The sequence below is a fragment of the Mycobacterium pseudokansasii genome (genome assembly GCF_900566075.1).
GTDB lineage: Bacteria > Actinomycetota > Actinomycetes > Mycobacteriales > Mycobacteriaceae > Mycobacterium > Mycobacterium pseudokansasii.
This window is the reverse complement of record NZ_UPHU01000001.1, coordinates 2,587,019-2,606,332: the sequence shown is the minus strand read 5'-3', so window position 1 is coordinate 2,606,332 and position 19,314 is coordinate 2,587,019. Positions and strand designations below refer to the sequence as shown.

At 67.9% G+C, this 19,314-nt stretch carries 17 protein-coding genes and 1 pseudogene; 9 read left to right on the top strand and 9 right to left on the bottom strand.

The genetic code is table 11. The annotated features are described in order from the left end of the window. Positions 1 to 408 precede the first annotated feature (408 nt). Positions 409 to 1,056 (bottom strand): riboflavin synthase, encoded by a 648-nt coding sequence (locus tag EET10_RS11995; RefSeq protein WP_036401149.1) that lies wholly within the window; start codon positions 1,054 to 1,056, stop codon positions 409 to 411. Between the two features lie 118 nt (positions 1,057 to 1,174). Here EET10_RS11995 and EET10_RS11990 point away from each other — a divergent pair, with 118 nt between their 5' ends. Together EET10_RS11990 and EET10_RS11985 are read left to right on the top strand one after the other, a co-directional pair. After that, positions 1,175 to 1,885: an LppX_LprAFG lipoprotein gene (locus tag EET10_RS11990; RefSeq protein WP_036401456.1), complete on the top strand. Its 711-nt coding sequence runs from the start codon at positions 1,175 to 1,177 to the stop codon at positions 1,883 to 1,885. After that, positions 1,885 to 3,438 (top strand): MFS transporter, encoded by a 1,554-nt coding sequence (locus EET10_RS11985; protein WP_036401151.1) that lies wholly within the window; start codon positions 1,885 to 1,887, stop codon positions 3,436 to 3,438. Before EET10_RS11990 ends, EET10_RS11985 begins: the two co-directional genes overlap by 1 nt. A 4-nt stretch (positions 3,439 to 3,442) precedes the next feature. Here the strand turns inward: EET10_RS11985 and ribD are convergent, their stop codons facing one another. Genes ribD through fmt form a run of 4 tightly spaced genes read right to left on the bottom strand, consistent with a single transcriptional unit; the run spans position 3,443 to position 7,538 of the window. Beyond that, positions 3,443 to 4,462, bottom strand: coding sequence for a bifunctional diaminohydroxyphosphoribosylaminopyrimidine deaminase/5-amino-6-(5-phosphoribosylamino)uracil reductase RibD (gene ribD, locus EET10_RS11980; protein ID WP_063468131.1), 1,020 nt, complete (start codon positions 4,460 to 4,462; stop codon positions 3,443 to 3,445). 7 nt (positions 4,463 to 4,469) lie between these two features. Continuing rightward, complete coding sequence (rpe, locus tag EET10_RS11975; protein WP_099188762.1) at positions 4,470 to 5,168, bottom strand: ribulose-phosphate 3-epimerase; 699 nt, start codon at positions 5,166 to 5,168, stop codon at positions 4,470 to 4,472. A 43-nt stretch (positions 5,169 to 5,211) separates the two neighbouring features. After that, positions 5,212 to 6,603 (bottom strand): RsmB/NOP family class I SAM-dependent RNA methyltransferase, encoded by a 1,392-nt coding sequence (locus EET10_RS11970; RefSeq protein WP_036401153.1) that lies wholly within the window; start codon positions 6,601 to 6,603, stop codon positions 5,212 to 5,214. Continuing rightward, positions 6,600 to 7,538 carry a methionyl-tRNA formyltransferase gene (gene fmt, locus EET10_RS11965; RefSeq protein WP_036401156.1) on the bottom strand — a complete coding sequence of 313 codons (939 nt, stop codon included), beginning with the start codon at positions 7,536 to 7,538 and terminating at the stop codon, positions 6,600 to 6,602. Before fmt ends, EET10_RS11970 begins: the two co-directional genes overlap by 4 nt. 195 nt (positions 7,539 to 7,733) lie before the next feature. Here fmt and EET10_RS11960 point away from each other — a divergent pair, with 195 nt between their 5' ends. Then, positions 7,734 to 8,558, top strand: a complete 825-nt coding sequence (locus EET10_RS11960) for a class I SAM-dependent methyltransferase (RefSeq protein ID WP_036401158.1) — start codon at positions 7,734 to 7,736, stop codon at positions 8,556 to 8,558. 70 nt (positions 8,559 to 8,628) lie between these two features. Here the strand turns inward: EET10_RS11960 and EET10_RS11955 are convergent, their stop codons facing one another. Further along, positions 8,629 to 9,114 (bottom strand): MarR family transcriptional regulator, encoded by a 486-nt coding sequence (locus EET10_RS11955; protein WP_423793604.1) that lies wholly within the window; start codon positions 9,112 to 9,114, stop codon positions 8,629 to 8,631. Between the two features lie 232 nt (positions 9,115 to 9,346). Between EET10_RS11955 and EET10_RS11950 the strand changes: the two genes are divergently transcribed. Further along, positions 9,347 to 10,171 carry a class I SAM-dependent methyltransferase gene (locus EET10_RS11950; RefSeq protein ID WP_063468125.1) on the top strand — a complete coding sequence of 275 codons (825 nt, stop codon included), beginning with the start codon at positions 9,347 to 9,349 and terminating at the stop codon, positions 10,169 to 10,171. 25 nt (positions 10,172 to 10,196) lie between these two features. On the opposite strand, the gene EET10_RS11945 is transcribed toward EET10_RS11950, so the two are convergent. Together EET10_RS11945 and EET10_RS11940 are read right to left on the bottom strand one after the other, a co-directional pair. Next, a complete protein-coding gene (locus EET10_RS11945) occupies positions 10,197 to 12,215 on the bottom strand; it encodes a primosomal protein N' (protein WP_174719687.1) in 2,019 nt (672 codons plus the stop codon). A 49-nt stretch (positions 12,216 to 12,264) separates the two neighbouring features. Then, positions 12,265 to 13,002: a lysoplasmalogenase gene (locus EET10_RS11940; protein WP_036401162.1), complete on the bottom strand. Its 738-nt coding sequence runs from the start codon at positions 13,000 to 13,002 to the stop codon at positions 12,265 to 12,267. On the opposite strand from EET10_RS11940, the gene EET10_RS11935 reads away from it, so the two are divergent. Both EET10_RS11935 and EET10_RS11930 read left to right on the top strand, forming a co-directional pair. After that, positions 13,001 to 13,966 (top strand): alpha/beta hydrolase, encoded by a 966-nt coding sequence (locus tag EET10_RS11935; RefSeq protein WP_036401164.1) that lies wholly within the window; start codon positions 13,001 to 13,003, stop codon positions 13,964 to 13,966. The genes EET10_RS11940 and EET10_RS11935 overlap by 2 nt on opposite strands. Before the next feature lie 7 nt (positions 13,967 to 13,973). Beyond that, positions 13,974 to 14,668 (top strand): annotated as a pseudogene (locus tag EET10_RS11930) (alpha/beta hydrolase); the annotation flags it as partial. Positions 14,669 to 14,678: 10 nt separating this feature from the next. Here EET10_RS11930 and EET10_RS11925 read toward each other — a convergent pair. Continuing rightward, positions 14,679 to 15,707 carry an AraC family transcriptional regulator gene (locus tag EET10_RS11925; RefSeq protein WP_036401166.1) on the bottom strand — a complete coding sequence of 343 codons (1,029 nt, stop codon included), beginning with the start codon at positions 15,705 to 15,707 and terminating at the stop codon, positions 14,679 to 14,681. A gap of 74 nt (positions 15,708 to 15,781) precedes the next feature. On the opposite strand from EET10_RS11925, the gene EET10_RS11920 reads away from it, so the two are divergent. Genes EET10_RS11920 through EET10_RS11910 form a run of 3 tightly spaced genes read left to right on the top strand, consistent with a single transcriptional unit; the run spans position 15,782 to position 19,268 of the window. After that, positions 15,782 to 17,173 carry a cytochrome P450 gene (locus tag EET10_RS11920; RefSeq protein ID WP_063468124.1) on the top strand — a complete coding sequence of 464 codons (1,392 nt, stop codon included), beginning with the start codon at positions 15,782 to 15,784 and terminating at the stop codon, positions 17,171 to 17,173. After that, positions 17,170 to 18,648 (top strand): flavin-containing monooxygenase, encoded by a 1,479-nt coding sequence (locus tag EET10_RS11915; protein ID WP_063468123.1) that lies wholly within the window; start codon positions 17,170 to 17,172, stop codon positions 18,646 to 18,648. The genes EET10_RS11920 and EET10_RS11915 overlap by 4 nt, the downstream gene beginning before the upstream one ends. Positions 18,649 to 18,692: 44 nt before the next feature. Continuing rightward, complete coding sequence (locus EET10_RS11910; RefSeq protein ID WP_122502168.1) at positions 18,693 to 19,268, top strand: pyridoxamine 5'-phosphate oxidase family protein; 576 nt, start codon at positions 18,693 to 18,695, stop codon at positions 19,266 to 19,268. Positions 19,269 to 19,314 lie beyond the last annotated feature (46 nt).

The window sequence follows — 19,314 nt, the reverse complement described above, 5'->3', positions numbered from 1 at the left end:
TGCCGTCGGGCAACTGCGGGCCGGTTCACGCATTCGTTCACGACTCGTCCAAGGCTGGGCGAATGCGGTGACACCACCACGCACTGGCGGACCGGCCAGCCGGCTTCGGCCACCCTGCCGGCCCGCCGGATCAGCGCCTTCGCGGCCGCCGCCGTTCTGATCGGTATCACGTCATTCGTCGGGTCCCGGTACGGCGAACTCGGCATCAGCACGACGGTTGACGCCGTATTGCGAACGAATGTTGTCGACTTTATTGGGTTTATTCCGCTATCGGTGTTTCGCCACCGTTGGAAAAGCGCGACCATGCGCGGACGGGCAAGCGATAATCGTCGCCGTTTTCCTCTTTGATTGCCATCGCGCGGCCCACTGGATCGCAACGTGGGGGCGTACCCGAGCGCACTCGCCTTGCTAAGCGGTGTTCTCAGTTGTCGCCGCGCGTGCCGCGTTGGCTGTTCGGGGGGCCTGCAGCAACCGTTCGACATATTTGGCGAGCACGTCGACCTCGAGGTTCACCCGCGTTCCCACGGGCGCAGAACCCAGCGTGGTCAACTCCCGAGTGGTCGGAATCAGCGACACCTCGAACCAATCCCGCGGCTGGGCGCCGAGCCCGGAAACGGTCAGCGAAATGCCGTCGACGGTGATCGATCCCTTCTCCACGATGTAGCGCGCCAACGTCGCGGGGACCTCGATCCGCACCACTTCCCAATGCTGCGATGGTGTGCGGGCAACGATCTCGCCGGTCCCGTCCACATGCCCCTGCACGATGTGCCCGCCGAGCCGGCTGTTGAGTGCGGCGGCTCGCTCCAGATTGACCCGGCTGCCCTCCCGCAGATTGCCGAGGCTGGACCGGTTGAGCGTCTCGGCCATCACGTCGGCGGTGAACCGGCCATCGGGCAGCACCTCCACAACCGTCAGGCAGACGCCGTTGACGGCGATGGAATCGCCATGGCCGGCGTCGGAGGTGACGACGGGGCCGCGGATGGTCAGGCGCGCCGCGTCGGCGAGGGTCTCGCGCGCGGTCACCTCACCGAGTTCCTCGACAATTCCGGTGAACATCGCACCAGGCTAGCGACTCAGGGAGGCTCCCGATTAGCCGGTACAACCGCGGTGCCCCCACCGGCTGCGGGCCCCGCGTTGCCCGACCCGGTCACCGGCACCCTCTACGATGCTGGGTATGCAACCCCCCAGACGTCACCGCCGTCTCTTCGCTGCCGTCGCCGCCCTCGGCCTGGCCATCACCCTGGTCGCGGGCTGCTCGTCAGGCAAGAAAGACAGCGGCGGACCACTACCCGACGCGGCACCATTGGTGAAGCAGGCAACCGACAAGACCAAGACCGTCAAGAGTGCGCATCTGGTCCTGACGGTGAACGGCAAGATTCCGGGATTGTCGATGAAGACGCTGACCGGCGATCTGACCACCAGTCCCACTGCCGCCAAGGGCAATGTCAAGCTCACGCTCGGCGGGTCCGATGTCGATGCCGACTTCGTCGTCTTCGAAGGGATCCTGTACGCCACCCTCACACCCAACAAGTGGAGCGACTTCGGTCCGGCGGCCGACATCTACGATCCCTCGCAGATCCTGAACCCTGACACCGGGCTCGCCAACGTGCTGGCGAACTTCAACAACGCCAAAGCCGAAGGGCGCGACACCATCAACGGGCAGAGCACTATCCGCATCAGCGGGAAGGTCACCGCGGACGCGGTGAATCAGATCGCACCACCGTTCAGTGCGACCGATCCGGTGCCGGCCACGGTATGGATCCAGGAGACCGGCGACCACCAGCTGGCCCAGGTCAAGTTGGATCGGGGTTCGGGCAACTCCGTCCAGATGACCTTGTCGAATTGGGGCGAGCAGGTGCAAGTCACGAAGCCGCCGGTGACCTGATGAGCACGCAGACCGGCCGCCGGGTAGCGATCAGCGCGGGCAGCCTCGCGGTGCTGCTGGGTGCCCTCGACACCTATGTCGTGGTCACCATCATGCGCGACATCATGAACAGCGTCGGTATCCCGGTGAACCAGCTGCAGCGGATCACCTGGATCGTCACGATGTACCTGCTGGGCTACATCGCCGCGATGCCGCTGCTGGGCCGGGCCTCCGACCGGTTCGGCCGCAAGCTCATGCTGCAGGTCAGCCTGGCCGGATTCGCTGCGGGTTCGGTGATCACCGCGCTGGCCGGGCACTTCGGCGACTTCCACATGCTGATCGCCGGCCGCACCGTCCAAGGGGTCGCCAGCGGCGCGCTGCTGCCGATCACGCTGGCGCTGGGCGCCGATCTGTGGGCGCAGCGCAACCGCGCCGGGGTGCTCGGCGGCATCGGCGCCGCGCAGGAACTCGGCAGCGTGCTGGGTCCGCTCTACGGGATCTTCATCGTCTGGTTGTTCCACGATTGGCGCGACGTGTTCTGGATCAACGTCCCGCTCACCGCGATCGCGATGGTGATGATCCACTTCAGCTTGCCCTCCCATGACCGCAGCGCCGAGCCGGAACGGATTGATCTCATCGGCGGGCTGCTGCTGGCCACGGCGCTGGGTCTTGCGGTGATCGGGCTCTACAACCCCAGCCCCGACGGCAAACAGGTGCTGCCGAGCTACGGGTTGCCGCTGGTGATCGGCGCGGTCGTGGCCGCGGTGTTGTTCTTCGTCTGGGAGCGCATGGCCCGCACCCGGCTGATCGAACCGGCCGGTGTGCACTTCCGGCCATTTCTGTCCGCGCTGGGCGCATCGGTCTGCGCCGGCGCGGCGTTGATGGTCACGCTGGTCAATGTGGAGCTGTTCGGCCAGGGTGTGCTGGATATGGACCAGGCCCAGGCCGCAGGAATGCTGCTGTGGTTCCTGATCGCCCTGCCGATCGGGGCGGTAACGGGCGGGTGGATCGCCACTCGGGCCGGCGACCGGGTGATGACGTTCATCGGGCTGCTGGTGGCTGCCGGCGGCTACTGGCTGATGCACTATTGGCCGGTCGATCTGTTGGCCTATCGCCACAGCATCTTCGGGTTGTTCACGGTGCCCGCGATGCACGCCGACCTGCTGGTCGCCGGGCTGGGGCTTGGACTGGTGATCGGGCCGCTGTCCTCGGCGGCGCTGCGGGTGGTCCCCTCCGCAGAACATGGCATCGCCTCAGCGGCGGTGGTGGTGGCCCGGATGACCGGGATGCTGATCGGGGTGGCCGCGCTGAGCGCCTGGGGACTGTATCGGTTCAACCAGATTCTGGCGGGGCTGTCGGCGGCCGTCCCGCCCAACGCCACACTGCTCGAACGGGCGGCCGCAATCGGAGCCCTGTACCGGCAGGCGTTCGCGCTGATGTACGGAGACATCTTCAAGGTGACGGTGGTGATTTGTGTGTTCGGAGCGCTGCTGGGTCTGTTGATCAGCGGCCGCAAGGAGCACGCCGAGGAGCCGGAGCTCCCCCGGCACCAGGCCGTCGCACCCCGGCAATGAGCCGCTAACGCGGTATCAGGCTCAGCAGCAGATCCGGTCCCACCTTTTCGACGCTGTCGAACTGCCAGCGCAGCGCGTGCGCGATGCTCGATACCCCCACATCATCGACCGCGGTGACCGGCCCGCCCAGCAGGATCGGGGCGACATAGGCCAGGATGCGGCTGATCGCCCCGCACCGCAGAAAGGCGCCGGCGAGCGTGGGACCACCTTCCAGCAGGACATCGGTGTAGTCCAACAGCGCCCTGAGCACCTCCACCGGCTCGTGGGTACGCAGCACCATGGTCCGTGCGTCGTCGTTGAGAACCTTTGCCTCCGGCGGTATGTCCCGGGTGCCCACCACCACCCGCAGCGGCTGTTGCGCCGCCAGCGACCCGTCCGGCAGGCGGGCGGTCAGGGTCGGGTCGTCGGCCAGGACGGTGCCGGTGCCGACCACGATCGCGTCGGCGATCGCGCGCCGGCGATGCAGGTCGGCGCGGGCGGCCTCGCTGGAAATCCACTGGCTGGAGCCATCGGCGGCGGCGCTTCGGCCGTCGACGCTGGTGGCGTACTTCCACGTCACGTGCGGTAGCCCGGTGCGTTGCTTGTGCAGCCACTCGCGCAGCGGCCCGGCCGCCACGTGGTCGGCCAGCACCCCCGAGCGCACTTGCACGCCCGCTGCCGACAGCCGCCCGGCACCGCCCCCCGCGATCCCGTTGGGGTCGGCGACGCCGTAAATCACCGTGCCCACCCTGGCTTCGATCAGGGCGTTCACACACGGCGGAGTCTTGCCGTAGTGGTTACACGGCTCCATGGTGACCACCGCGATGGCGCCGGCGGCCAAACCGCCGGCCCGGCGCAGTGCCACCACCTCGGCGTGGTCGCCGCCGGTGGGCTGGGTACCGCCGACGCCGACCACTCGGCCTTCGGTATCCACGATGACCGCGCCGACCGGCGGGTTCGGATATGTCGTGCCCTTGACCAGGTTGGACTGCTCGATGGCGAGGCGCATGGCGTCCTCGATGCTTTTAACCTGCTCGACGGTCATCGGCTGCTCACCGGCCACGGTGGTGTGACACGGCCTTGGCCCGTTGCCGAAGTGCCTCCACAGCGATGGCCGGGTCGTCGGCGCCATACACCGCCGATCCGGCGACGAAGCAGTCGACACCCGCCTCGGCCGCCTGCTCGATGGTGTCCGCGTTGACGCCGCCGTCGATCTCGATCAGGATCTTCAACTCACCCGAATCGACCATCTTGCGCACCGTCCGCACCTTGCTCAACACCTCGGGAATGAACTTCTGGCCGCCGAAGCCGGGCTCCACGGACATGACCAGCAGGGTATCGAAATGCGGCAGTATCTCCAGATACGGATCCAGCGGCGTCCCCGGCTTCACGCTGATACCCGCCTTAGCACCCGCTGCCCGGATATCGCGCGCTACCCCGACCGGGTTGTCGGTTGCCTCGGCGTGAAAGGTGACGTTGTAGGCGCCGGCTTCGGCGTAGGGCGGAGCCCAGCGGTCCGGGTTTTCGATCATCAGGTGACAATCCATCGGGATGTCGCTTACCACCAGCAGGCTTTCCACCACCGGCAGGCCGATCGTCAGGTTCGGCACGAAGTGGCCGTCCATCACGTCGACATGTAACCAGTCGGCGCCGTCCACCGCGGCCGCTTCGTCGGCGAGCCGGGCGAAATCGGCAGCCAGGATCGACGGCGCAATCATCGGCCCCCCCGTGCTGCGAGACATGAGCGACAGACTACTGAGCCCGGCGCCGCGGTGCGTGACGCGCATCGGCGCGTCACGCGAGCCGTTGCAGCGCAGCGGCAAACATGGCGTCGGTGCCGTGCCGGTGGGGCCACAGCTGAACGTAAGGTCCATCCCCGAGCCCCTCGGTGACGGGTTCGAATAGTGGTCGGGTGTCCAGCGCAACTACCGGATGGCGGCGCAGGGCATCGGCCACCACCCCTACGGTTTCGGCCAGATGCGGTGAGCAGGTCGCGTAGAGCACCACACCACCCGGCCGAGTCAGGGCGATCGCGGCAGCCAGCAACTCACGCTGCAGCTTGGCCAGCGCGGGCACGTCGGCGGGCTGACGCCGCCAGCGCGCCTCCGGACGTCGGCGCAGCGCGCCCAGCCCGGTGCAGGGGACGTCGACCAGCACCCGGTCGAAGCCGGGCTCGAGCCCGCTGCGCCGACCGTCGGCCTGCACTACCTCGACCGGCAGCCCGCGGGTGTTGGCCGTCACCAGGTCGCCGCGCTGAGGCGACGGCTCCACGGCGGTCACCGCGGCTCCTGACGACACGCCAAGCGCCGCCAGCAGCGCGGTCTTGCCTCCCGGCCCGGCGCACAAATCGAGCCATCGGCCGGCGTCGCCGCCGACGGGAGCCAGTGTCAGCGCCCGGGCCACCAGCTGGCTGCCCTCGTCCTGGACCAGGGCTTGACCGTCGCGCACCGGCGCCAACCGCGCGGGGTCACCGCCGGGCAGGTACACCGCGAACGGCGAGTATCGGCCGACGGTACCGCCCACCGCGGCGGCGAGTTCGGCGGCGGTCAGTACCCCGGGGCGAGCCGCCAGGTGCACCTGCGGCCGTTCGTCGTCACTGGCCAGCACCGCGTCGAGCTCTGCGGCCGCTGCGCCCAGCGCGTCGGCGAAGGCCTGAGCAATCCACCGTGGGTGGGCGTGCACGAAGGCGGCGCGCCCGATCGGATCGCTGCGCGGGTCGGGAGCCAGCTCGTCCACCCAGCTCCGCTCGTCTCGGCCGGCGATGGTGCGCAGCACGGCGTTGACGAATCCCGCTCGGGCCGAATCGAATTCGATGCCCGCCCGGTCGACCGTGGTGGACACCGCGGCGTGCGTGCCGACCCGGGTGCGCAGCAGTTGGTAGGCGCCCAGCCGGAGCAGGTCGAGCAGCACCGGGTCAATGGCCTCCGGGGAGCGTCCGGCGGCGGCACCGACGACCGCGTCGAGCAGGCCCCTGGTCCGGCAGGCACCGTAGGTCAGCTCGGTGGCAAACGCGGCGTCGCGGCCGGTGATGCCGCGTTCGCGGAGCAGCGCGGGCAGCACCAGGTTGGCGTAGGCGTCGCGGCTGCTGACCGCGCGCAGCGCATCGAACGCCGCGCCACGCGCCGGGTCCAGCGGCCGGCGGCGGCCCCGTTCACCGGCCCTGGGACGTGGGGGCTTAGCGGTCACGAGGCCCGCGCACCGGGATCGAGCCGCGCCCCGCGCGCCCAGTCGGCGGCGTCCATGGGCTTCTTGCCCGGTGGCTGAATCTGTCCCAGCCGCACCGGTTCGGAGCCGGTGCCAATCCAGACGTTCCTGCGGTCTACGTGAATAGCGCCGGGCGGCAACGGTTCCGGGAGTTTTCCCGCGCTGTCGAGCCGTACCGGCCCTACCTTGACCCGCAGGTCGCCGATGAGCGTCCAGGCGCCCGGGTTGGGGGTGACGGCGCGAATTCGGCGTTCGACGACGGCCGCCGGAAGTTCCCAGCGCACCCGTGCCTGCTCCACGGTGATCTTCGGTGCCAGGCTGACTCCGTCCGCCGGCTGTGGTCGCGGTGTGAGTGTCTGGTCGGCGATGCCGTCGAGCGTGGCGGACAGCAGGGCAGCACCGGAAATGGCAAGTCGCTCAAGCAGATCACCCGCGGTATCGGCGGGCCGAATGGCTTCGGTGACCACGCCGTAGACGGGGCCGGAGTCCAGGCTCGGTTCGATCTGGAACGTCGTGGCCCCGGTGATGGTGTCCCCGGCGGCAATCGCGGCCTGCACCGGTGCCGCGCCGCGCCAGGCGGGCAACAGCGAAAAGTGCAGGTTCACCCAGCCGTGCGGAGGAATCGCCAGCAGCGCGTCGCCCAGGAGTGCCCCATAGGCCACCACCGCACAGCACTGCGGCGCCAACTCCGACAGTTCGGCAACGAATTCCGGCGAGTTGGGCCGCGACGGCCTCAGCACCGGTATGCCGCGATCGAGCGCCTCCCGAGCCACCGGCGACGGCTCCGGCCTGCCGCGCCGCCCGGACGCGGCGTCGGGCCGGGTCAGCACCGCGATCACGTCATGACGAGGCGAGTCGATGAGGCGACGCAATGCCGGCAGCGCGGGTTCCGGCGTACCCGCGAAAACGATGCGCACCGCAACAGTCTAGGTAGCCGGCTAACCGCACCGACGTGTCGCGGGCCACAATGCGGTCCGCCAAATTCTCAGCCACTTATAACATTGCTAATGCATACTATATCCTACGGAAATGTTCTTTCCCGCGTTTCCCGCCGCGCCTGCGACAACGAGGTCGAAGTAACGCAGCTCTTCCCCTCCCCGTAAGGAGCTCTGATGACTATCGACACACCCATCCGCGACGACGCGACGCTCGCGGCTACGCACCGGGCAATGTGGGCCCTCGGCGACTACGCGCTGATGGCCGAGGAGGTGATGGCCCCGCTCGGCCCGATCCTGGTCGCTGCCGCGGGCATCGGGCCGGGCGTGCGGGTGCTCGACGTCGCGGCCGGTTCCGGCAACATCTCACTGCCGGCGGCCAAGGCCGGCGCCACCGTCGTTTCCACCGACCTCACCCCGGAGTTGTTGCAGCGGTCTCAGGCGCGCGCCGCGGAGTTGGGACTGACCCTCGAGTACCGGGAAGCCAACGCGCAAGCCCTGCCGTTCGCCGAGGGCGAGTTCGACGCCGTGATCTCGGCGATCGGCGTCATGTTCGCTCCGGATCACCAGTGCTCGGCCGACGAGTTGGTCCGGGTCTGCAAGCCGGGCGGAACCATCGGCGTCATCAGTTGGACCCCCGAAGGATTCTTCGGCCGGATGCTGGCCACCCTCCGGCCGTACCGGCCGAGCCTGTCGGCGGCGTTACCGCCGTCGGCCCTGTGGGGCCGGGAAAACTACTTCCGCGGCCTGCTGGGTGATCGAGTCACCGATGTCAAGACCCGTCGCGAGCCGTTGAAGGTCACCCGTTTCAGCACCGCTCAGGACGTGCACGACTACTTCAAGACTCACTACGGCCCGACGATCGAGGCCTACGCCAACATCGGCGACAACGCGGTACTGGCCGCCGAACTCGACGCCCAGCTGGTCGAGCTGGCCGCGGAGTATCTGACCGGCGGCGTCATGGATTGGGAGGTCTTGATCGGCACCGCGGTCAAGATCTGAGTCGGCTCGCGGCCGTGGCGGGCCATCGGCCGCCGGGCGGGCGGCCGGCCCGCCACGGTACTGCGGCCTGCTACAACTCCATGTCGACGTGCGCGTCGGGTTCGCCGCCCGCGGCGGTAAACGCCGTCAGGGCACGCACCAACCCGTGGCGTTCGGCCGGCGGCATCTGCTCCACGATGCGGGCGATCTCGGCACGCCGCAGTGCGGTGACCCGGCGAACCAGATCCCGGCCCCGCTTGGTCAGCACGGCGAGCAGTTCGCGCCGGGAGTTCGGGTGCGGCTGACGGTCGATCATCCCCGCGCCGACCAGCCGGTCGACCATCCGGCCGGTCGCCGACGGTTGCACGCCCAGCAGGGTCGCCAGGGTGGCCAAGTTGATCGGACCTCGATTGGACAGAATGACCAAGGTCCGGAACTGCGGGATGGTGATCGTCTCATCGATCTGTGCGATGGAATGAGCCGAGATGGCTACCAGCAACCGGGACGCCGTCAGTAGCGAATCGGTGATCGCATCCACCGACTCCTCAGCTGCCGTCGCGTTCTCCGTGGACATCATGGCCCCCTTCCCCGGTCCACCGGGTCGTCAACTTCGTCGTCGCGCTTACACGGGCTGCAGCAAAATGAAGTCTAACAGCGTCCGATAGTCGTAGACATGGATTATTGACCAGATATATATTTTCTTCCGGGCATGATCGGATTCGGCTGCCGAAACCTCCAGCCCGCCGCCACGACGACGTCGCTCTGGACGACGTCGCTCTGTGAGCTATCCACGGTCGGCAGGAGGTCCGATGGCGCATGACACCCCGGTCAGCGAACGCCAGGCACCGGCCACCACTCACCGGGACATGTGGGCACTGGGCGACTACCCCGCGATGGCAGCCGAGTTGTTGGCGCCCCTCGGCCCAATCCTGGTCTCGGCCAGCGGTATTCGTCCCGGCGATCGCGTGCTGGATGTTGCCGCGGGCACCGGGAACGCCGCGATCGCCGCAGCCCTGGCGGGTGCCCACGTCGTCGCCAGCGACCTGACCCCGGAGTTGCTGCGCCGTGCTCAGCAGCGTGCGGCGGTGGCGGGGCTGAAACTTGGCTGGCGCGAAGCCAACGCGGAAGCCTTGCCGTTCGGCTTCGGCGAATTCGACGTAGTGCTCTCGACGATTGGGGCGATGTTCGCCCCGCGGCAGCAGCGCACGGCCGACGAACTGGCCCGGGTTTGCCGGCGCGGCGGCAAAATCAGTGTTCTCAGCTGGACACCGGACGGCTTTTACGGCCAATTGCTCTCCACTATCAGGCCGTACCGGCCGACACTGCCGCAAGGGGCGCCTCCGGAAGTGTGGTGGGGCCGCGAAGACTATATCAGCGACCTGTTCAAGGACCATGTCTGCGACACGCGCACGCAGCGCGGATCGCTGAGCGTGGACCGGTTCGACCGTCCTGACGAGTGCGTCGAGTACTTCAAACAGTGCTACGGGCCGGCGATCAACGCCTACCGCAACATCGGCCGCGACAGCGAGCGCGTCGCGAAGCTGGACGCCGAACTCAGCGAGCTCAGCCGCGAATACTTCACCGACGGCGTGATGGAGTGGGAATACCTGATTTTCACCGCGCGGAAGCGGTGACAGCGGGTTGGCCGGCAACCCGGAGCTAACCGATATGCAGCGGGTCGATCTGCACCCGCACCGGCTCGTGGGTTTGACGTGTGCTGAGCACCGAGACCGCGCGCCGCAGGCAGGCTGCCAGTTCCAGGCCGTGCTCGCGGCGCACCCGCACCAGCATCCTGGTGACGGGCGCTCCGGCGGGGATGCCGGCCGGTCGGCGCACGCCTGGCGGCAGATCGACCGGGCCGAGCAACTCGGCTTGGAAGCGTTCGGGGTCGGGCAGCCCGGCCTGGTCAAGCAACGCCGTGACCGCCGCGGCGGTGCCGTCGAGAGCTGCGATGTGCACGCTCGGCGGCAGCCCCACTTCGCTGCGGGCCTTCAGCTCGGCCTCGGCGTGGCCCACCGGGTCCCAGCGAATCAGGGATTGCACCGTCGGGATGGCTGAGTCGGCGATCACCATCACCACGCCGCCGTCAGCCCGCGACCGCACCAGCGCCGCGGCCGCCATCCAGCGCCACAGCGCGTCCTCGGCGGCGCGCAGGTCCTGTCGCCCCAGCAGCGCCCAGGTGTCCAGCAGCAGCGCCGCCCCGTATCCGCCGGACGCCTGGGGTTCGGCTCCGGGGGTCGCGACCACCAACGCCGGGCGGGCGGCGACCTCGGGGACGACGGCATCGCCCGACGAGGTGATCACCGCCATACCCGGGAACGCCCGGCCGAGCTCTTCGGCGGTGCGCCGGGCCCCGACCACCACGGCACGCACCGCATCCGATCCGCAACGCGCGCAGCGCAGCGCCGGCTCGGCGCGACCGCACCAGCGGCACACCGCGCCCGGGCCGCCCCGCTCCTGCAACGACAACGGACCGGTGCAGTGCCGGCAGCGGGTGATCGCCCGGCAGCGACCGCAGGCTAGCGACGGTACATAGCCGCGGCGGGGCACCTGAACCAGGACCGGCGCCGCGGCCGCCAGTGCCGAGCGGGCGGCTCGCAAAGCAACGGACGGCAGTCGGGCAGTGCGAGCGGCCGGGTCGCGTTCCTCTGCGTACCCGCTGTCATCGAGGGCGACGACGCGCGGACTGCGGGCCCGCACCACCGGCCGGGCCGCGACGATGTCGTGGGCCCAGCCGCTGCGCACCAGCGCGTGGGCTTCGGCGGTTCGCGCGTAGCCGCCGATCAGCGCCGCGCATCGGGCCTGATGGGCACGCAGCATCGCCACCTCCCGAGCATGGGGGTAAGGCGCCCGCGGCTCGGCCAGGCTGTCGTCGCCGTCAGCCCAGACCATGACCAGCCCCAGGTCACTCAGCGGCGCGAACACCGCGCTCCGGGTGCCGATCACCAGCCGGGCACTGCCCCGCAACGCGGCCAGCCACCTGCGATAGCGGGCGGCCGGTCCCAGGCCGGCCGACAGCGACACCACGCTGGACTCGTCGATCCGGGCCGTCGCGGCCTGCCACAACGCGTCCAGATCGCGCTGATCAGGCACTATCCCCAGGACCGCACGGCCGGCGCGCACCGTCTGCGCGGCGGCCTCGGCGAAGCGATCCGCCCACTGCTCCCCCGGCAACGCCTGCCAGACCGCGCGCGCGGCCCGAGCCTGGGCGAGCGCGGCCAGGAACTGGCCGCCACGGCCGTACACCTGCCAGCCCGACGGATCGACCGGGTCGACGTCGGGCCGGTCGGCGATCAGCCCGGGTTCTCGTTCCACCCTCGCGTGCCGGGCCGGAATAGCCAGCCGCAACACGTCGGCCCGGGTGCCGGCATAACGGGCGGCCACCGCATCGATCAACCGGCGGATTTCCGGGGTGAGCACCGGTTCGGCCGACACCACCCGATCCAGCCAGCCCAGCTTGCCCTGGTGGTCGGTGTCGTTGCGGCGCTCCAGCACGAACCCGTCGACCAGCCGACCATGAAACCGCACCCGCACCCGCACCCCCGGCTGGGCGTCGTCGGACTGCTCGGCAGACACCAAATAGTCGAATTCGCGATCCAGATGCGGTACCGACAGCATCGGCAGGATCCGAGCGATCGGCTCGACCTGGATGGGGGTACCGTCCGAGCCGCGAGACATGTTGCCGGACAACCTTTTTCTCGCTGGTTGGCGCCTCTGGAGCAGTCGGCTAGCGGTCTGTGGGCTCAGCAGCGCCGGCCGGGATTTCCCGCCCGAAGAAGAACCCGGCGGTGATCAGGATTTCCGCGGCGGCGTACGACCACCAGATGGGGACCGCCAGCGCTTCGTTGCCCAAGATGAATCGGCTGATCGCGATCATCGAATCCGATACCGCGAAACTCAGCGCCCCGACGGCCGTCCAGATCGTCGGAAGGCGAGCCAGAAAAGCGGTGCACACCATCGCCGTCAGCGCCAGGATGTACACGGTCACCGGAACCGTCAGCTTCTCCTGGCCCAGGTGCGGCCAGAACCAGACCAACAGCGATATCGCCCCCACACACATCAGCACCACCGGGACCAGGCGCGCACGCGACGGGACCCGCCCGAGCGCCAGGGGCAGCATTGCGCCCAGAAAACACAGGTGCGCCAACAGGAATGAGCCAAGCCCGAAAACGAATGACTGCGTCCACCACGGGATCGCCAACAGCCAGTCACCGGCGGCCGAGAACAGCAACGCCGGCACCAGCCACCGTCGCTCACGCGCGATCGGGTGCGCAACCGCCGCCAGAGCCAGCAGCACCGCCATCGACGCCTTGAACGGCGGCTGCAGGATCCAATGTCCGGTCAATCCGGTGCCCGGCGGACGGCTCATCGCGATCACGGTCAAGTACACGCCGTAAGCCAGACCCGCCCACCCGGCCACCACCCAAGCACCGGCCACCAGACGCGATGCGTACGGTACCTGCATGCCCAGCTTGGACCAGACCGCCGACGAACGACCCGCTCTCGACTCCATCCTGCTGAAGGTACTGGATGCGGTTCCCTTTCGGCTATCAACCGATGACGGAATCGACGCCGTGCGTCAGCGGATGCGCGATTTGCCGCGCCGGCCGGTCCACCCCGACCTACGCGTCGAAGACCGGTCGATCGACGGGCCAGCCGGCGGTATCGGCATCCGGATCTATTGGCCACCAAGTGATTCCGCTCAAGTCGGTCCCCCGCCGGTGGTGCTGTACTTCCACGGTGGCGGTTTCGTGATGGGCGATCTCGACACCCATGACGGCACCTGCCGTCACCATGCCGTGGGCGCCGGCGCGGTGATCGTGTCGGTCGACTACCGGCTGGCGCCGGAGCATCCCTATCCTGCCGCGATCGAAGACGCCTGGGCCGCAATGTTATGGGCCGCCGAACGGGCTGCCGACATCGAGGCCGACAGCACCCGGTTGGCAGTCGCCGGGGATTCGGCGGGTGGCACCATCGCAGCGGTGATGGCGCAGCAAGCTCGTGACAATGCCGGACCGAACCTGGCTTTCCAGCTGTTGTGGTATCCCTCCACGATGTGGGATCAGTCGCTGCCGTCGTTCACCGAGAACGCCACCGCGCAGATCCTGGACGCCAAGGCGGTGGCCGCGTTCTCTCGTTGGTACGCAGGCGGAATCGACTTGTCTGACCCGCCGGCGGGAATGGCGCCGGGCCGGGCGGAGGACCTGGCCGGCCTGCCGCCGGCCTACATCGGCGTCGCCGGATACGACCCGCTGCGCGACGACGGCATCCGCTATGGCGAGCTGCTCAGCGCCGCCGGCGTGCCCGTCGAGGTGCACAACGCCGAGACGATGGTGCACGGCTACGTGGGCTACGCCGGTGTGGTGCCGGCGGCCACCGCCGCGATGGATCGCGGGCTGACGGCGTTGCGCGAGGCGCTGCACGGGTAGCTGCGACGGTACGTGCTGGTCGCTCGGCAGTGTGGACGCCCATGACCACGTCGCCCGCGCGCATGCCGTCGGCGCCGACGCCATCGTGGTGTCCGTCGACTACCGGCTGGCCCCCGAGCATCCCCACCCGGCCGGGATCGAGGACAGCCGGGCGGCCCTGCGCTGGGTCGGCGAACACGCCGAAGAACTCGGCGGCGACCCCAAGCGGATTGCCGTAGCCGGTGATTCGGCCGGCGGCAATATCTCGGCGATCATGGCGCAGCTGGCCCGCGACAACGGCGGACCGGAGCTGGTCTACCAGTTGCTGTGGTAGCCGTCGTGTATCGGCGACCTGACGTTGCCGTCGTTCACCGAGAACGCCGCAGCACCCATCCTGGACACGGAGGTCATCGAAGCGTTCCTGTCGTGGTACGTGCCGGAGCCCGACCTCAGCGACCACATCACGCTGCCGGCCACCCCGGCCCCGGCCAACGGCGACTTGTCCGGCCTGCCCCCGGCGTTTGTCCGTACCGCCGCACACGATCCGCTGCGCGACCACGGTGCCCGATATGCCGAGTTGCTGAACGCCGCCGGTGTTGCCGCGCAATGGTGCAACGAGCTGAACATGGTGCACGGCTATGTCAATTTGCGCTGGTGGTGCCCGCCGCGGCCGAGGCCGCCAGCCGCGGGCTGGCTGCGCTGAAGCAGGCGTTGCGCGCTTAGCTGCCGCTTCCTAGTTTCGCTGTGGATACGCGCTGGGTGCCACGCCGTACCACCGTTTGAAGGCGTGCGAGAACGTCGAGACCTCGGTATAGCCCAGCCGCCTGGATACCTCTTCGGTGGTCAGGCCGACATTGCACAACAAATCGACGGCAACGGTGGACCGCGCCTCGTTCAGCAAGGCGCGAAAAGACGTGCCTTCCTCGGCAAGCCGGCGCCGCAGTGTGCGCGGGTGCACGCCAAGCCCGGCCGCGACGTCGGGCAGCGTCGGAAACAGTCCGGAATCACGAAACAGCTTGGTGCGCACCAGCGCAGTGATGCCCCGGCGTTGCTCATTGCGCTGCATCAGCACGTCACACTGCGCCATACACATTTCCAGGGTATGCCGATCTGCCTGCGGCAACGGCTCGTCGAACATGGCGCGCGGGAAATGCAACCGGTTGTGGGCCCGGCCGAATGCGACGTGATGAATCGGCACCAGTTCGAGCAGCGGCCGCAGCAACCGCTCGTCGACCGCCACTTCCGCCGACACCTGCTCGGCATACTTGGCCGCCACTGGCAATGCGAAACTTGTTGTGGTGGAGAGGATTCCGGCGATATCGCGTTCGATGAAAAACCGCCGCACGTCGGCCGGCAAGTGACCGGCGTCCAGCTCGAGTAAACAGTCTCCGGCCGTTTCGAACAACCGGACGTCGATGTGCAACATCGTCAGCGCGAAGTAGCGCATCGCGATGCTGAAGAGTTCGCGCAAAGTGGCACAAGACATCACCGCAAACCCGAACAGTCCCAAATGGGTGAGCGTGAACCGGCTGCCCACGTCGACCCCGATCCCCGCATGGTCCGGCAGCCGGGCCAGCAATCGGCGGACGGCAAGGATCTCGTCGCCGGCACTGATGACGGCATCGGGATCATCGAGATCCGCCGGCTGGATCGCGGTGCCAGCAAGCACATCGCTGGTGGGCACCCCGCGCTCGTTAGCCACCTCGCACAGCACCCGGGTCGCATAGATCCCGTGACTCACCTCGGCTTGCACGTGTCCCATGACTGTCCTCAATTCCCAACTCTTTGTCCCATAGTCTCATTACCGGCGGCCGACGTCGCCCATACCGTGACCCCATGGCCAGTGCGATCGCCGAGCGACCCTTGAACAGACCAGCCAGACGCCTGAGCACCTGGACGATGACGCGTGAGGCCCTCACCGTCGGCTTCGATGCCGGCGACGGATTCCTGGGCCGGGTGCGCGGCAGCGATATCGTCCGATTTCGCTGTGCTGGAAGACGTTTCGTTTCCATCACGCATCCCGGCTATATCGACCACGTGTTACACGAGGCGCGGCTGAAATACGTCAAGTCCGACGAATACGAGCCCATCCGCGCGGCGGCCGGCATCAACCTGCTCACCGATGAGGGCGACTCGTGGGCCGCGCACCGCGGCGTGCTGAACCCGACGTTCGCCCGGCGTCACCTCAACGGCCTCGTCGACCTGATGATCGACCCGATCGAAGACGTCACCGCTACCCTAGTGCCCGCCACGCCGTTCGACATGCACGAAACGATGGTCCAGGCGACCCTGCGCGTGGTCGCCAATGCCCTGTTCAGCCAGGATTTCGGGCCGCTGGTCCACAGCATGAATGATCTGGCGACCCGCGGGCTGCGCCGGGCCGAGAAATTGGAACGACTGGCATTGTGGGGGCTGATGCCGCGCCCGGTGTACGACGCGCTGGTCTGGTGCACTTTCTCCGGCGTCCACCTGCCGCCGCCGTTACGGGAGATGCAGGACATCACGCTGGCGCTCGACGCCGCGGTCAACGCGGTGATCGACGACCGACTGGTCCATCCGACCCACTCCGAAGACCTGCTCAACGTCCTGCTGCACGCCGACGACGGAAGCTGGCCGCGCCAGCGGGTCCGCGACGAGGCGCTGACCTTCATGCTCGCCGGCCACGAAACCACCGCGAACGCCATGTCGTGGTTCTGGTATCTGATGGCGCTGCACCCCGATGCCCGCGACCGGATGCTCGCCGAGGTCGACGACGTGCTGAGGACCGGCCGGCCGACCGCCGACCACCTGGGCAAGCTGCCGTGGACGACGGCCTGCTTGCAGGAATCGCAGCGCTACTTCTCCTCGGTATGGGTTCTCGCCCGCAAGGCCGCAGCGGACGACGTCATCAGCGGGCACCACATCCGCCGCGGGACCACCGTCGTCATCCCGATCCACCACATCCACCACGACCCCCGCTGGTGGCCCGACCCGGAGAAATTCAATCCCGAACGGTTTCTCGGCAACGGCGCCAAGGACCGTCCCCGCTCGGCCTATCTGCCGTTCGGAGGGGGCCGGCGCATCTGCATCGGACAGAGCTTCGCCCTGATGGAAATGGTGTTGATCGCGGCAATCATGAGTCAGCGCTTTGTCTTTGACCTCGCGCCGCACTACCCTGTCGAACTTGAGGCGACACTGACCCTGCGACCCAAGCACGGGCTGCACCTCATCGGAAGCGAGCGCTCATGAAGGCCGACTACCAGATACTGATCGTCGGCGCCGGATTCTCCGGGATCGGCGCGGCGATCAAGCTCGACCGGGCCGGGTTCCACGATTACCTGCTGATCGAAGCCGGCGACGGAGTCGGCGGAACCTGGTACTGGAACACCTATCCCGGTATCGCCGTGGATATTCCGTCGTTTTCCTACCAATTCTCGTTCGAGCAGAGCCCGCGCTGGTCGCGCACCTACGCACCCGGCCACGAACTTCGCGCATACGCCGAACACTGCGTCGACAAATATGCCATCCGGTCCCGCATCCGGTTCAACACCAAGGTGCAGGCCGCCGAATACGACGACGAGCACCGTCTATGGCGGATCCAGACAGACCCCGGCGGTGTGGTGACCGCCAGGTTCGTGATCAACGCCAGCGGCGTGTTGACCGTACCGAAACTGCCCGACATCGACGGGGTGGACTTGTTCGACGGCACCACCATGCACACCGCACGCTGGGACCACAGCCAAGACTTGACCGGTAAGCGGGTCGCAATTATCGGCACCGGCGCATCGGCGGTCCAAGTCATCCCGGAGATCGCGCCAATTGTCACGCACCTCACCGTTTTTCAGCGAACGCCAATCTGGTGCTTCCCGAAGTTCGACGTGCCGCTGCCGGCGGCGGCCCGCGCGGCGATGCGCATTCCCGGCGGCAAAGCCGTCCAGCGGTGGCTCAGCCAGGCCTTCGTGGAAGCGACGTTCCCGATCTCGGCGCACTACTTCACGGTGTTTCCGCTGGCCCGATGGAGCGCGGTACTGGGACGGCGGTATCTGCGCCAGCAGGTCGAAGACCCGGTGGTACGCGACCAACTCACGCCGCGTTACGCGGTCGGCTGCAAACGGCCGGGCTTCCACAACAGCTACCTGTCCACCTTCAACCGCGACAACGTCCAGTTGGTCACCGAACCGATCGACAAGATAACCCCGTCGGCGGTGGCCACCATCGACGGCGTCGACCACGAGATCGACGTGCTGATCCTGGCGACCGGCTTCAAGGTGCTCGACACCGACGACGTGCTCACCTACCCGGTGATGGGGCGCGGCGGCCAGTCCCTGAGCCAGTTCTGGGACGAACACCGGACTCAGGCTTACGAGGGCGTCAGCGTTCCCGGCTACCCGAACTTCTTCACGGTGTTCGGCCCCTACGGCTATGTCGGCTCGTCGTATTTCGCGCTGATCGAGGCGCAGACCCACCACATCCTGCGGTGCCTCAAGCGGGCCCGCCATGACGGCGCGACCCGCGTCGAGGTGACCGAGGAAGCCAACGCCCGCTATTTTGCCGAGGTGATGCGCCGCCGGCACCGCCAGGTCTTCTGGCAGGACAGCTGCCGGCTGGCCAACAGCTACTACTTCGACAAGAACGGCGACGTGCCGTTGCGTCCGACGACGACCATGCAGGCCTACTGGCGCAGTCGCCGCTTCGATCTCGACGACTACCGCTTCACCAGTTAACTTCACAGCTGAGCTTCACCGGCGCTCGCGTAGGCTCGACAACTATGGCAAAGGTGTTCTCCCACATCGACGAATCGCTCCGGGAGTTCATCGGCAAGCAGGCGATGTTCTTCGTTGCCACCGCGCCGTCCGACGGCGGTCGAGTCAACCTCTCCCCCAAGGGGTATCGGGACACCTTCGCGGTGCTCGACGACCACACCTTCGCCTATCTCGACTTGTTCGGCAGCGGCACCGAGACAATCGCCCACCTGCGCGACAACGGCCGGATCACCGTCATGTTCTGCTCGTTCACCCGCAACTCGCGGATCCTGCGGCTGTTCGGCACCGGACGAGTGGTACGCCCCGACGACGCCGAATTCGACAGCCTCCGAACGCATTTCAAGTCTCTACACCCGGGAACCCGGGCCGCTGTCGTCGTCGACGTCGACCGGATCGCCGATGCGTGCGGCTTCGCGGTGCCCTACTACGAACTAGTCGACGAACGGCCGGTGCTCGACGCCCATTTCGCCAAGGCATCCGAGGAAACCTACGTGCGCCTGGTCGAGCGCAATCAGCACAGCATCGACGGCCTGCCCGGGTTGGAGCCCGATCACCCGATGCCGCCCAGCGTCGAACGCTGAGCGCACCCCGGCTCGCGAACAGACACAGAATCGCATGCGGGCAGCC

Bases quoted from the DNA above. Each gene is read 5' to 3' on its own strand.
- EET10_RS11960 (WP_036401158.1), top strand. From the start codon at position 7,734: ATGACTATCGACACACCCATCCGCGACGACGCGACGCTCGCGGCTACG.
- EET10_RS11920 (WP_063468124.1), top strand. From the start codon at position 15,782: ATGGCCAGTGCGATCGCCGAGCGACCCTTGAACAGACCAGCCAGACGC.
- EET10_RS11945 (WP_174719687.1), bottom strand. From the start codon at position 12,215: ATGTCTCGCGGCTCGGACGGTACCCCCATCCAGGTCGAGCCGATCGCT.
- EET10_RS11955 (WP_423793604.1), bottom strand. From the start codon at position 9,114: ATGATGTCCACGGAGAACGCGACGGCAGCTGAGGAGTCGGTGGATGCG.
- EET10_RS11985 (WP_036401151.1), top strand. From the start codon at position 1,885: ATGAGCACGCAGACCGGCCGCCGGGTAGCGATCAGCGCGGGCAGCCTC.
- EET10_RS11915 (WP_063468123.1), top strand. From the start codon at position 17,170: ATGAAGGCCGACTACCAGATACTGATCGTCGGCGCCGGATTCTCCGGG.
- EET10_RS11935 (WP_036401164.1), top strand. From the start codon at position 13,001: ATGCCCAGCTTGGACCAGACCGCCGACGAACGACCCGCTCTCGACTCC.
- EET10_RS11910 (WP_122502168.1), top strand. From the start codon at position 18,693: ATGGCAAAGGTGTTCTCCCACATCGACGAATCGCTCCGGGAGTTCATC.
- EET10_RS11995 (WP_036401149.1), bottom strand. From the start codon at position 1,056: ATGTTCACCGGAATTGTCGAGGAACTCGGTGAGGTGACCGCGCGCGAG.
- EET10_RS11925 (WP_036401166.1), bottom strand. From the start codon at position 15,707: ATGGGACACGTGCAAGCCGAGGTGAGTCACGGGATCTATGCGACCCGG.
- EET10_RS11990 (WP_036401456.1), top strand. From the start codon at position 1,175: ATGCAACCCCCCAGACGTCACCGCCGTCTCTTCGCTGCCGTCGCCGCC.
- EET10_RS11950 (WP_063468125.1), top strand. From the start codon at position 9,347: ATGGCGCATGACACCCCGGTCAGCGAACGCCAGGCACCGGCCACCACT.
- EET10_RS11940 (WP_036401162.1), bottom strand. From the start codon at position 13,002: ATGCAGGTACCGTACGCATCGCGTCTGGTGGCCGGTGCTTGGGTGGTG.
- ribD (WP_063468131.1), bottom strand. From the start codon at position 4,462: ATGACCGTCGAGCAGGTTAAAAGCATCGAGGACGCCATGCGCCTCGCC.